The sequence below is a fragment of the Mycobacterium sp. AMU20-3851 genome, from assembly GCF_043974665.1.
Taxonomy (GTDB): domain Bacteria; phylum Actinomycetota; class Actinomycetes; order Mycobacteriales; family Mycobacteriaceae; genus Mycobacterium.
Map to the genome: position 1 here is coordinate 4,787,153 of NZ_CP146371.1, position 12,118 is coordinate 4,799,270.

A 12,118-nucleotide genomic window follows, 5' to 3' on the forward strand; every position below is an offset into this window, starting at 1 on the left:
CTGCGATTTTCACAGCAGCAGCACCGCCGCCACCGAGGTGGCCACCACAAGGCCGCACACCACCGGGATGAAGAGCCGACGGGCGAGGTCCATCACCGAAACCCCGGTCAAGCCCGCCACCACGATCAGCGATGACCAGATCACCAGGGTGCCGCCGCCGGTCCAGCTGGCTCCGTTCTGGGCGATCGCCGCCAGGGTGGCCACATCCGCGCCGGAGCTCTCACCGAGCGAGGCGGCCAGCGACCCGGTGAACGGCAGCCCGGGCCAGCCGCTGCCGTCCAGCCCGATCACCATGCCGATCAGCAGCATCGCGAAGGCCGCGAAGACCGGTATCGCAGGGATATAGGGCTCCACCGCGGCAACCGCATCCAGCAGGAAGGCGGGCGCGGGCAGCTCCGGGTCCAAGCCCAGGATCGCGCCGGAATAGTCCGACAACCCGACGTAGACGAAACCCGCCACCGGAATGACCATGCCCATGGAACGGAACGAGAACGTGATGCCATCGGTGAAATGCCGACCGACATCGTCCAGCCAGGTCCGTCGGTTCACCAGTACCGCGATGGTCACCAGCGCCAGCGCGGCGGCGCCCCCGACCAGGGGCGCGCCCAGGCCTTCGTCGATATCGGGCACCCAGGGGGTGAACCGGCCCAGCAGCATGAACGCCAGCAGGGCGGCGAACAAGGTGGGCACACCGATCGCGATGAGCCGCGCCTTCGTCGACGGCGAGCCGTCCTCGTCGTCGAGAGCATCGCCGCCGGCGGCGGTGGGGCGCAGGGTGGTGGCGCGGGCCCGCCCGCCGGACGTGTCTGAGCCGCCCGCGCGGGCGCCGGTTGCGGGTGCCTCAGCGTCCGCGGAGGCTCTTGCGACGGGCAGCGTCACCGCAGCGGCTGCCACCGGGTCCAGCATCTTGGTGCGCACATCGCGGAAGTAAGCGATCGTCAGGGCCACCACGCCGGCGATCAGCGCGATGAGGGTCGCCCGGACGGCGATCAGGCTCGCGGAGACGTCGGCACCCTCGGCGGACAGCGCTGGTGCCACCCCCATGACCAGATCCGAACTGAGCGCCATGCCCTGCCCGGCTATCGCGATCGCGAGGGCCGCACCGAAGGGCGGCAGTCCCACCTTCACCGCGGCGGGCAGCAGGATCGCGGCGATCAACGGCAGCACCGGGGTGGGCCAGAACGATACCGACAGCAGAAAGGTCACGACGGCCAGGACCAGGTAGGAGATGTGGCCATTGCGGAAGAGCCCGCGCAGCGGCCGGATCATCACCGAGTCCGCGCCGGCATGGCGCACCGCTCCGAGCATTGCGGTCACCAGCGCGATGATGATGAAAATGGGCAGTAGTTCCCGGGTCCCGATGATCGCCGCGTTGAACACCGCTCCCAGTCCGGAGGTGACGCTGCCGGAGAACGCCAGTGCCGTCAGGAATGTCGCCAGCATCGCCGGGGCGATGACGTTCTTCTTGGCGATGACCGTGACGATCAGTACGACGAGGCCGAGCAGGTACACCCAGTGCGCAGTGGACACGGACGTCACCATCCAATCGGGGCTGCGGTCGCCGGTGGAGCAGAAACGTAGCGGCCGGGAACGGTTTCAGATAGGGCCGAGCGGTTCGGCAGTGCACGGGCTGATGTGCACAGCGAGTGTCGAGAGCTTGGCCGATGGACCAACTTTCGGCAATGCCCACAACGCACACCGTGCGTCGCCGGCGGCTGTGCACTGTGTCCAGCGCCACAGCGTCAGCACAGCACCGCCGCCACCAGTTGCACTTCGACGGGGGCACCGGACGGCAGAGCGCACACCCCGATTGCGCTGCGCGCCGGCAAGGCGTCCGGCCCGAGTTCCGCGGTGATCGCTGCGGAGGCACCGTCGGCGACGGCCGATGCCGCGGTGAAATCGGGTGCACAGGCCACGTACACGGTCATCTGCAGGCACCGCACCCCCGCCGCATCCGGGGGAAGAACCGACCGGACCGCGGCCAGTGCATTGTTTGCGGCCAGCATCGCCGCGGCGCGGGCCGTGGGAAGGTCGACCTGCCGGCCGACGGTGCCGGTGACCGTGAGTGTCCCGTTGCGGCGTGGCGTCATCCCGGCGCTGAAGATGAGCCCGGCGTGCACCGTGGCGGGGATGTAATCACCTTGCGGCGGAGATGTTTCGGTCCGTTCAATCGACACCGAGCGCCACACCCTCCTGGCGGGGGTCGGCGGCACCGATCAGCACACCTCGTTCGTCGACGGAGATGAGTTGGGCGCTGCCGCCGGCACCGAGATCGGGTTGCACGACGATGCGGTGCCCCAATGCGGCCAGTTCCTCGCGCACGGCGCCGGGCAGGCTGGGCTCGACCCGCAGTTCGTCGGGGGCGCCGATGACATCGGCGTCCGAACCCGGGAAGACGGTGAATCTGGATGCGGTCACCGCTTCGGCGGCATCGCGGCCGTGGTCGAGCAGGTGCGAGATCAGCTGCATGTTCCACTGCACCTGCCCGTCGCCGCCCGGGGTGTTGCCGACATGCTGCAGCCCACCTGCCTCGTCGGTGACGATCCAGGCATTGAGCGTGTTCAGCGGCTTGCGGCGCGGTTTCACCTCGTTGGGGTGCCCGGGCATCAGGTACGCGCCCCGACCCAGCCGGTTGTTGAGTACCACTCCGGTGCCGGGCACCGTGAACTTCGCGCCGAAGGTGAACGCCAGCGAGTGGATGAAGCTCACCGCCCGCCCGTCGGCGTCCACCGCCACCGTCGAGGTGGTGTCCCCCGCCCCGACCGCGATCCGGCCACCGACTTCGATGCGGCCGTCGAGATCGCGGCGTTGTGCGTCCAGCCGTTCCGGGTTCAGGATGTAATCGGCCCCGTCGCGGCGATTATCACTGCCGCACATCGCAAATCGGTCTGCGAATGACAGTCGGGCGGCTCGGGCCATCCGGTCGACCGCGGCCGCCGACATCCATTCCGTGGCGCCGAGGACGCCGTCGCACAACGCGGCCTGCTGCAACACCATCCAGCCGGGCGTGGGCAGCGGGGTCTGGTGTACGAGCGCGCCGGCATACCCACCGGTCAGCGCCGGTTCGGCGGTCAGTTCGGCGCCCGCCGCCCATTCGTCGCCGGTGAACGGAGCCCCGCCGGCCTGCAGCGCGGCGACCGCGCGCTGAGCGAACTGGCCGGTGTAGAAGCCGTCCGGGTCGTGGGCCAGCGCCCGGATGGTGGCCGCCAGCGCCGGCTGGGGCAGCACGCGCCGGACGGGTGCCGGCACGCCGTCGGCGGCGTAAATCGCCGAGAGCCCGGGGTCGGTGCCGATCGCAGCCAGCGCCAAGGCGACGTCACCGGAGGTCCGTGCCGAACACGGCAGTCCCCGCTCCGCGAGGCGCGCCGCCCCCTCCCACAGTTCGGGCAGCGACCTGGAGGCGCCGCCCCGATGCAGCGCGGTCAGCGCCGCGGGCGCCCCGGGCACCGCCACCGACAACGGGCCGTCCATGGGTATCGCTGAAAGCCCCTGTGCCGTATAGAAATCTGGCGTTCCACCATCGGGCCCGAACCCGGAGCCGTTGACGGTCCACACCCGGCCGTCGGGCTCGCGCACCACGGCGAACGCATCACCGCCGACACCGCACTGCCCGGGCAGGGTGAGCCAGGTCATCGACGCCATCGCCAGGGTGGCGTCGATGGCGTTGCCGCCGTCGGCCATCACCCGCGCACCGGCGAGACTGGCGACCGGATGACTGCTGCTGACCATGCCTGCGGCCGACAAGGCCGGGGGCCGCACCGTGGTCGTCATGATTGCCGGCGCACCCGTCGGGTGGGACCTGCGGGCGCCTCCCCGGGCTGCAGCCCGACGAAGATCTCGCCGTCGCGCTCCTGCACCGGGAACGTCTTGATCGGCTCGGTGGCCGGCGGACTGATCGGCTCACCGGTCTCAAGGTCGAAAGCGCTTCCGTGGCAGGAACACCCGATTCCGTCATCACGCAGCTTGCCCGATGACAGCAGGCAGTCCAGGTGCGTGCAGTAGTTGGACGTCGCATATGCCTTGCCGCGCAACCTGGCCACCGCGAACTCATGCTCACCGGCGTGGAATCGGCGCACGATCCCCTCGGGGACCTGCCCCGATCTGGCGACCCGGACGAATTCCGTTGTTTCCTGTGTTTCCTGCATGCCACCGCTCTCTTCCATCGGGTGCGACCTAGCCGGCCGGGGTGAGATAAACCGTCTTCTCGTTGAGGTAGAAATCGATCATCGACGCGCCTGCTTGCTCTTTGAAGGTCGCGGTGGATGACGCCTTGTATCCGCCGAACGGCGCGTTCATCGCCATCCCGGTGGTCGGCTGGTTGATCTTCACCAGCCCGGTCCGGGACCGGCGGCTGAACATCTGCGCGACGGCGAGATCGTTGGTGACGATCGCCGCCGACAGCCCGAACTCGGTGTTGTTGGCCAGGTCTATCGCGTCGTCCAGGGAAACGGCGCGCTGTATCGCGATCAACGGACCGAAGACCTCCTCGTCGACGATCTTCATCCCGGGCTGGGCGTCGCTGAACACGGTGGGCCGCACGAAGAAGCCGTCGGGCACATCGGCACCGGACACCGCCGTGCCACCGCACCGCAGGGTGGCTCCGTCGTCGATACCGGCCTGGACGTAGCGGTGGAACTTGTCGAATTGTTCCGCACTGGCCAGTGCGCCCATGTCGACGCCGGACCGGCTGCCCGGCCCCACGCTCAGCGCCTCGGCGCGGGCCACGATCTTCTCGACCACGGCATCGTGGTTGGCGTCGGTGACGATCACCCGACTGGTTCCGGTGCACGCCTGACCGGACAACCCGAACGCGCCCTTGACGATCAACGCGGCAGCCGTGTCGGGATCGGCGTCACCCGCCACCACCACCGGGTTCTTACCGCCCATCTCCAACTGCACCCGGCGTTGCGGCCCGACCTGACCATGGATGAGCCGGCCGACGGCGGTCGAACCGGTGAACGTGACCGCGGCGATCCGTTGGTCGGCGGCCACCGCTGCCCCGGCCGCGCCGTCGCCCTGCACCAACGCGATGACATCCGGCGGCAGACCGCCGGCCAGCAACGCCTCGACCATCCGCTGACCCATCAGTGGGGTCAGCTCAGAAGGCTTGAACAGCACCGTGTTTCCCAGTGCCAGCGCCGGGCCGAGCTTGCGGGACGGGATATTCAGGGGGAAGTTCCACGGGGTGATGGCCCCGACCACGCCGATCGGTTCCCGCACCGTGTACAACAATGTGTCGCCGGCGGCCGGATAGGTGCGGCCGAGCGCTCTGGTGGCCTCCGCGGCATAGAACCGCAGGTTCATCGGTGTCCGGGTCACCTCCATGGTGGCCTCGGCGGTGGTCTTTCCCTCCTCCCGGACGAGCTCGCCGATCAGCTGCTCGGCGCGCGACTCCAGTTGCCAGGCAGCGGCTTCCAGGATGGCGGCCCGGCGTTCCGGGGCGGTCGCGGCCCAAACTGGCGCGGCCTTGTCCAGCATGTCCACCGCGATGCGCACATCGTCGGGACCCGAGGCGGGAAAGACGCCGATGACGTCCGTCGGGTCCGCCGGGTTGTGGCGGCTGAACGTCGCACCCGACTGGGCGGGCACCCAGTCGCCGTTGATGAAGTTCAAACCCTCGATCATGCGTGTACCTGCGCTTCCTCTTCCTCATCGGCAAAGGCGATATCGAACAGATCGGTGTCCTCATCGCACAGTGCGGCGACGTCGAGTTCCCGGCCGAGCATTTCCCTGACCGCCGAGATGTCCTCACCGCGTTCGACGGTGAAGGCGCCGCACAGCACCCCGCCGTCGAAGTAGAACCCCGTGAAATCCATCCCGTCCCGGTTGCCGCGAATCGCGGGCTCACCATGTGCGGTGCCGATGAACTGCATGTTGCGGTCGAACTGATCCGACCAGAACCAGTGCGGGTCGTCGGAGATCGTGTCGTTACCCAGCATGGCGTCGGCCACCGCGACGCCCTGGCGGCTGGCGTTGTCGAAATGTTCGACGCGGACATGCCGGCCGGCCCGCGGCGAGTAACGCCGTGCGACATCGCCGGCGGCGTAGACATTCGGGACCGCGGTGCGGCCCGTCGCGTCGACGATGATGCCGTCGTCGACGGCGAGACCGGACGCCACTGCCGCTGTCACGTTCGGCGTGATGCCGATGCCGATGACGACGGCATCGAACTCTTCGGAGCCGATCACCACCGCGTCGGCGGTGGTGCGCAGCGAGCCCACGGCGGTACCGGTGCGGAGATCGATACCGTTGTCGCGGTGCAAACGGGTCAGCAAGGCGCCCATCTCGGTGCCGATCGCCCGGGCCAGCGGCACCGGCGCGGTTTCGAGCACCGTCACCGTCGCCCCCGCGGCCGTGGCGGTCGCGGCGATCTCCAGGCCGATGAAGCCGGCGCCGATGACGGCCAGCCGGCGGCCGGGTGTCAGCAGCGGGGCGAGCCGCTCGGCGTCGTCGAGGGTGCGCAGGTAATGCACCAGGTCGGGACGTGGACCCGGCACCGTCAGGGTCCGGGGCGCTCCGCCGGTGGCAAACAGCACGGCATCAGCCGACAGTGCGGCTCCGTCAGCGAATTCCACTGTGCCGGAGGCGGTGTCAACACGTGTGGCGGTGACACCGGTGACGATCTCCACGTCGTTGTCGGCGACCCAGCTGGGCCGCAGGATCCACAGCGTGTCCTCGGTCTCGGCACCGGTGAGGAACTCCTTGGACAGCGGCGGACGCTGGTAGGGCGCGTAAGGCTCGTCGCCGATGAGCACGATGCGCCCGTCGAATCCGCGGCGCCGCAGGTTGCGCGCCGCCACGGCGGCGGTCTGGCCCGCACCGATGGTGACGTAGGTGGGACGGGTCATGCGCGCGCCTCCTCTGGCACGGTGGCCATGATGTAGACGGTGCCGTCATCGTCGACGCGCACCGGATAGGTGGGCTGACAGAGGTCCTGGTCGGCCTCGTAGCCGGTTTCGAGTTCGAACTGCCACTGATGGCCGGGGCAGATCACCTTGCCGTGCAAAAGGGTGCCCTTGAACAGTGAACGGTCTTGGTGCACACAGAGATCGGCGAATGCGTACACCTTGCCCCCGGCTTGGAACAACGCGATGGCCGTGCCGCCGACCTCTACCCGGAGCTTGCGGCGCCGGCCCAACTCCTTGGTGGTCGCCACCGCAACCCACTCCGTGCTCATGTGTTTCCCTTTCTGGACTTCGGCGCGCCGACCACCGCGCAGCGACGGCCGGCGCGCCGAGATCGCTAGACGGCGACCGGCTCCAGCTCGCTGGCGACATAGGTGTCGTAGAGACCCTTGGTGTAGGAGAACCGCATCTCGGCTCCCCAGCGCACCATCTGCAGGCAACGCTGCTGCAGCGCTACGGTGTCGGCGTGGTCCAGCACGATCTGGTATCCGCGCTCACCGTGCACGACATCGGAGGTGATGTGCAGATCGAAGAACTCGATCTCGTCCTCGGTGAACTTGTACACCTCACGCAGCGGCACGATCTGCTTGGTGTAGATACTGGGTACCTGCGATTCCAGGCCCACAACCAGGGCAGCGGTGGCGACGACGAAGTGCTCGCGCTGCGAGACCGCGTAGCACCAGGACTGCAGCCCGCGGGTGATCGCGTTCATGTTGTTGGGGTCCTCGATGCGCTCCTTGGTGGTGCCGCATGCCTCGCCGAACTTGATCAGCAGGTCGGTATGGCGAATGTCGGCGAGCTCCTCCTCGTACATGTTCTGCAGCGTGAAATCCTTCGCGCCGGTGAATTCGTCGGGGGTGTTGGCGTAGATGTTGGCCAGGTAGTCGGCGAACGGCCCGACGTAGTGGAAGTGGTTCTCGGCCCAGCGGGCGAAATGGTGGCGCTCCAGTTGTCCCTCGGCCCACGCCTTGGAGAACGACGCGTTCTTGGCCTCGCGACCCTTGATCGCGTTCTCGAGTTCCGCGCGGAACTCGTCACGGCCCAGCAGTTCGGTCATGGATCAGATCCCTTCGATCAGTTGATTCGCGAAACCATCGGCAACGGATAATGTTTCGCACTTGATGGGCTGCGAGGCGACGCGGCGTTGCGAAGTCGCCTCTGCACCAGCGACGTTAGCCAGCCGTCCGGGGTTGCGATATGGACAACATCACCCCGCCGGCACGACATCGCGAGACATGGTGCACACCCTCAGCGACTGCCGACCGCAGCGGTCAGCGCCTCGAACTCGGCGAGGATCGCCGCCCCGACCGCTTTGTCCTGTGCACCGTTACCGCCGCTGATGCCGACACCACCGATGATCTGTCCGTTGAAGACCAGCGGGAAGCCGCCGACGAAGACCGCGAACTTGCCCGGCAGCATGTGGCTGATACCGAAGGCCTCGTTGCCAGGTAGCGCCGGGCCGTCCGGTGCCTCGTTGAACAGGTGGGTGGCCCGCTCATGGCCCGCCGCGGTGAAAGCCTTGGCGATGGAGATTTCGACACCCGTCAGCCGCGCGCCCGGAAGGCGATGCAGGGCAAGGACATTGCCGCCGTCATCGCAGATGCACAGCGTCTGCTTGACGCCGATCTCCTCGGCCTTGGCGCGGCCGGCGGCGAGCAGGGGCAGGGCGTCGTCGAGGGTTATCCGGTAGATCTGGTGCATAGCTGCTGACCTCCTGAGAATTGCTGGGTTCGTGCGGGACGGCGCTCTCGTCCCAGGCTGTTCGCCTGGTGAATGTCTACCGGGGCAAGCCGATGTCCGCCTTGGTCACAATGTCCGCTTTATCGGCCACATCGTGGTCAAAGTGCACATAGGCTGAGACGGCCGACAATGTGATCGTGGTGGTTCGGTCCGCCACCGCATCGACGAACGCGCCGCACAGAGCAGGTGAGCAAATGACAGCTGAGCATCCACACGGTGACCGGATGACGGTCGCCGGACTGCTCGATGAATCGCTCATGTCGGGTGCCCGGGTGATCGCCGGACAGGATCACCTCGGCCGCGAATTACATTGGGTTCTCCCCCTTTCCGAGGTCCTCTCCCGCCACGAGCCGCTCGACGGTGTCGCGGTCTACGCGCGTCCGGAAGCGCTGCTGGGCACCGCGGGTGCGCTGGCCGCGCTGGCCGCCCGCGGTGCCACCACCCTGGTGGTCGACGGCGCGGTGCCCGCCGATTTCCCGACGACGCTGCCCGCTGGGCTCGTGGTCATCGAGATGGCGTTTCCGGTCGGGTTCACCGCACTCAACCGGCTACTGGCGGAGCGGGCGCTGAGCCAGGAGGTGCACGTGATGCGGTATGCCACGCACGTGCACGCGTCCTTGGCGGGGCTCTTCCACCGCGGGGCCGGGCTGCAGATCCTGATCCGCGAGGTGTCCAACCTGGCCCGTAACCCCGCGGTGGCACTGGATGCCCGCGGCCAGATCGTGGCCCACAACGGCTTTGCCGCCGAGGCGGCGGCGGCCCTCACCGAGGTGATCGTGCCGAGGTTGACGGTCGACCTGCCGGCCGGCGCCCGACTCTCGGGTCATCACGACACCCGCGTCGAGCAGCTGGCCGACCCGCACGGCAATGCCTGGACCGCCATCTCCACGGCCATCCGGCTCGGCAAGGCCTTCGAAGGCTGGGTCCTCGTGCTGGTCCCGAGCTCCGAGCCCGGCGCCCACGATCTGGCCCGGCACATCGTCGTCACCGAACAGGCGACCGCGATCATCGGTTCGGAGATGTTGCGGCAGCACAGCGTCGATGAGGCCGAGGAACGCGCCCGCGGTGATTTCGTCCAGGCCCTGGTCCACGGGCACTTCTCCAGCGAGCACGATATGCGCGCTCGGGCGGAGTACCACGACATCGACATCGACTCGCAGTTCGGCGTCTTCGTCGCGCCGGGCGCGATCCCCCGAGGTGTGGACAATCCCGCCGCGAGCATGGTCCGGCTGGCCCGGTACGCCGCCAATGTGGCACCGGATCCCGCTGTTCGCTCCTACGTCACCGTGCTGGGCGATGTCCTCGTGGTGGTGCGCTCACTCTGCGGCGACGACGACGCGGCGCGGCACCGCGAGATGGTCCATTACGCCGAGGCGATGGCGGGCGAATTGGAGAACCGCCGCGGCGCCGCGGTCGCCGTGTCCTACAGCAGGCCGGCCAGTGGCGCCCAAGCCGTCTCGGCCAGCTATCGCGAAGCCCGCATCGCGCTGGGCATCGCACGCAGGTTGGGGCTCACCGGCGCGGTGTCCTATCAGGATCTGCGGAGCTTCACGGTGCTGGCCGAGATCGCCGAGACCGAACAGAGCAAGGCCCTGGTCAACGACATCCTGGGGCCCCTGCGTGCCGTTCCCGATCTGCGCGATTTCCTGACCGGGTACCTGTCCAACGGCGGCAACGTCAATGCCACCGCCAGGGTGCTCAATGTGCACCGGAACACCATGCTGACCAAGCTGGATCGGGTGTCGCGGGCGATCGGTCTCGATATCCGGTTGCCCGACAACCAGTTCACCGTCTGGCTGGCGATCCGGCTGGACCTGCTCAGTGAGGTACACGCCGCGGTCGACCGGGAGGCCAGCTTCCGCTGAGTGGCGCTACCGTTCGGGCGCCGGATCGGGCCCGATGAACGAGCCGAGCAGGCCGAGCACGGCGACGACGGCGACCATCGCGAACGCGAGCGTGAAGCCGGTGGTGCTGCCGAAGCCCAGGGCGATGGCAACCCACGCGGCGCCCATTGCCGAGCCGCCGAAGCGCACCAGGTTGAACAGCCCGAGGCCGGTGCCCTGTGCCCCCGCCGGCGAGCGGGTGGCACCGGTGGCCGCCGGTGTCTGCACGAACGCCGTCCCGATACCGATCAGGACCAGGATCGCCACGAAGCCGGCCAGCCCCCAACGTTTCTCGACCAGGTGCGCGCCGACGGCCGCCGCGAGCAGCGCCTGGCCGACGATCAGCAGCGACAACCCGGTGCGAAGTACCCGGCGGGCCCCGATCCGGTCCAGGTAGCGCCCGACCAACGGGCCCAGCACCACCATCGAGGCAGGGATCGCCAGCAGCACCACGCCGGCCAGCGAACCGGTCCGGCCGGCACCGACGAGGTACAGCGGCACCGCCAGCAGCGTGGCTCCCATGCTGAACATGAACGCGAACGCGCCCAGGGTGCTGCGGACGAACCGGGCCTCCGCCACCAGCCGCACGTCGACGAACGGCTCCGACACACGCAGGCAGTGCCGGACGAAGAACCCCAGCACCGCCGCGGCCACCGACACGGCGACGGCAACCAGCACCGACAGACCTTGCTGCGGGATGAGCGCGACGCCGAGGATGAGCAGGCCCGACCCGAGGGTCAGCGCGGTGGCGCCGACGGTGTCGAAACGCATCTTGGTGCCGGGATGACGGGGGATGTGCAGCAGGGTGCCGATCAGACCGGCGAGCGCGACCGGTATCAGCGGCACGAACACCCACCGCCACCCCCAGCCGTCGGCGATGAAACCGCCCATCGTGGGGCCGATGGCCTGGCCGATACCGTTCACCGAGGCCCACAGCCCGACCGCCCTGCCCCGCCGTTCACCGGCGAACAGCCAGGTCAGCAGGCCGAGCACGGCGGGGCCGAGCGCGGAAGCGGCCGCACCGCCCAGACAGCGCCACAGGATCAGCAGTTCCAGCGAGGGCGCGGTCGCGGCGCCGATGGCGCACACCGCGGTGGCGACCATCGATGCGCAGTAAATCCGGCGTCTGCCGAACCGGTCACCGATCCAGCCGACGAGCGGCATAGTCGCAGTGAATGTCATCAGGAAGCCGACCACCACGAACACACCGCTGCCCAGCGGTGCGCCGAACTCGGCGAGAATCGCCGGCATCGGCACGTTCACCACGTTGTTGCTCACCGTGCCGACCAATGTCCCCGAGAGCAGCGCGGCCAGTGCCAGTGGCGTGCCGGCTCCGTCCGGGACCGCCGGGCCCGCGGGGGCGCGGCTGTCTGTGTCAGTCATAGCAAGGGACTTCCGTGGCCGATCTGTGTGGTGGGGCGGCGCGCGATGCGATGGCACCCGCGCAGCCACTGTCTCATTCCCGGGGCTGCAAAGGTGCCGCCCGTGTGGGTCAAGGCGCACAGAGCAGATCCCCAGAATCGGACATCGTGCACAGCCGGTCCGGGCGCGCGCATCGTGACATACCGCACCCCGGCGCGGATCTTAACG

General features: G+C 68.6%; 11 protein-coding genes. 1 reads left to right on the plus strand and 10 read right to left on the minus strand.

Annotation, left to right across the window (positions count from 1 at the left end; all coding sequences use genetic code 11):
- Positions 1 to 9: 9 nt before the first annotated feature.
- The 9 genes from V4U86_RS22860 to V4U86_RS22900 all read right to left on the minus strand — a co-directional run bounded on the left by V4U86_RS22860 (position 10) and on the right by V4U86_RS22900 (position 8,606).
- Positions 10 to 1,530, minus strand: coding sequence for a permease (locus V4U86_RS22860; protein WP_395308166.1), 1,521 nt, complete (start codon positions 1,528 to 1,530; stop codon positions 10 to 12).
- 212 nt (positions 1,531 to 1,742) lie between these two features.
- The gene (locus V4U86_RS22865) at positions 1,743 to 2,177 is read right to left on the minus strand and encodes a RidA family protein (protein WP_395308167.1); all 435 of its coding nucleotides are present in this window, start codon (positions 2,175 to 2,177) and stop codon (positions 1,743 to 1,745) included.
- Positions 2,167 to 3,771, minus strand: coding sequence for a gamma-glutamyltransferase family protein (locus V4U86_RS22870; protein WP_395308168.1), 1,605 nt, complete (start codon positions 3,769 to 3,771; stop codon positions 2,167 to 2,169). The genes V4U86_RS22865 and V4U86_RS22870 overlap by 11 nt, the downstream gene beginning before the upstream one ends.
- Positions 3,768 to 4,145, minus strand: coding sequence for a Rieske (2Fe-2S) protein (locus V4U86_RS22875; protein WP_395308169.1), 378 nt, complete (start codon positions 4,143 to 4,145; stop codon positions 3,768 to 3,770). Before V4U86_RS22875 ends, V4U86_RS22870 begins: the two co-directional genes overlap by 4 nt.
- Before the next feature lie 28 nt (positions 4,146 to 4,173).
- Entirely contained in the window at positions 4,174 to 5,625 is a 1,452-nt protein-coding gene (locus V4U86_RS22880; protein ID WP_395308170.1) for an aldehyde dehydrogenase family protein, read from the minus strand.
- Positions 5,622 to 6,848: an NAD(P)/FAD-dependent oxidoreductase gene (locus V4U86_RS22885; protein WP_395308171.1), complete on the minus strand. Its 1,227-nt coding sequence runs from the start codon at positions 6,846 to 6,848 to the stop codon at positions 5,622 to 5,624. The genes V4U86_RS22880 and V4U86_RS22885 overlap by 4 nt, the downstream gene beginning before the upstream one ends.
- Positions 6,845 to 7,177 carry a Rieske (2Fe-2S) protein gene (locus V4U86_RS22890; protein ID WP_395308172.1) on the minus strand — a complete coding sequence of 111 codons (333 nt, stop codon included), beginning with the start codon at positions 7,175 to 7,177 and terminating at the stop codon, positions 6,845 to 6,847. The genes V4U86_RS22885 and V4U86_RS22890 overlap by 4 nt, the downstream gene beginning before the upstream one ends.
- Positions 7,178 to 7,242: 65 nt before the next feature.
- Positions 7,243 to 7,962, minus strand: a complete 720-nt coding sequence (locus V4U86_RS22895; protein WP_395308173.1) for a TenA family transcriptional regulator — start codon at positions 7,960 to 7,962, stop codon at positions 7,243 to 7,245.
- A gap of 191 nt (positions 7,963 to 8,153) precedes the next feature.
- Positions 8,154 to 8,606, minus strand: a complete 453-nt coding sequence (locus V4U86_RS22900) for a GlcG/HbpS family heme-binding protein (protein WP_395308174.1) — start codon at positions 8,604 to 8,606, stop codon at positions 8,154 to 8,156.
- A 233-nt stretch (positions 8,607 to 8,839) separates the two neighbouring features.
- Here V4U86_RS22900 and V4U86_RS22905 point away from each other — a divergent pair, with 233 nt between their 5' ends.
- Entirely contained in the window at positions 8,840 to 10,510 is a 1,671-nt protein-coding gene (locus V4U86_RS22905; protein WP_395308175.1) for a PucR family transcriptional regulator, read from the plus strand.
- Positions 10,511 to 10,516: 6 nt separating this feature from the next.
- Here the strand turns inward: V4U86_RS22905 and V4U86_RS22910 are convergent, their stop codons facing one another.
- A complete protein-coding gene (locus V4U86_RS22910; RefSeq protein ID WP_395308176.1) occupies positions 10,517 to 11,911 on the minus strand; it encodes an MFS transporter in 1,395 nt (464 codons plus the stop codon).
- Positions 11,912 to 12,118 lie beyond the last annotated feature (207 nt).

What these genes read in the sequence shown, in the direction of transcription:
- V4U86_RS22900 (WP_395308174.1), bottom strand. Translation starts at nt 8,606, where the DNA reads ATGCACCAGATCTACCGGATAACCCTCGACGACGCCCTGCCCCTGCTC.
- V4U86_RS22870 (WP_395308168.1), bottom strand. Translation starts at nt 3,771, where the DNA reads ATGACGACCACGGTGCGGCCCCCGGCCTTGTCGGCCGCAGGCATGGTC.
- V4U86_RS22910 (WP_395308176.1), bottom strand. Translation starts at nt 11,911, where the DNA reads ATGACTGACACAGACAGCCGCGCCCCCGCGGGCCCGGCGGTCCCGGAC.
- V4U86_RS22875 (WP_395308169.1), bottom strand. Translation starts at nt 4,145, where the DNA reads ATGCAGGAAACACAGGAAACAACGGAATTCGTCCGGGTCGCCAGATCG.
- V4U86_RS22880 (WP_395308170.1), bottom strand. Translation starts at nt 5,625, where the DNA reads ATGATCGAGGGTTTGAACTTCATCAACGGCGACTGGGTGCCCGCCCAG.
- V4U86_RS22890 (WP_395308172.1), bottom strand. Translation starts at nt 7,177, where the DNA reads ATGAGCACGGAGTGGGTTGCGGTGGCGACCACCAAGGAGTTGGGCCGG.
- V4U86_RS22905 (WP_395308175.1), top strand. Translation starts at nt 8,840, where the DNA reads ATGACAGCTGAGCATCCACACGGTGACCGGATGACGGTCGCCGGACTG.
- V4U86_RS22895 (WP_395308173.1), bottom strand. Translation starts at nt 7,962, where the DNA reads ATGACCGAACTGCTGGGCCGTGACGAGTTCCGCGCGGAACTCGAGAAC.
- V4U86_RS22885 (WP_395308171.1), bottom strand. Translation starts at nt 6,848, where the DNA reads ATGACCCGTCCCACCTACGTCACCATCGGTGCGGGCCAGACCGCCGCC.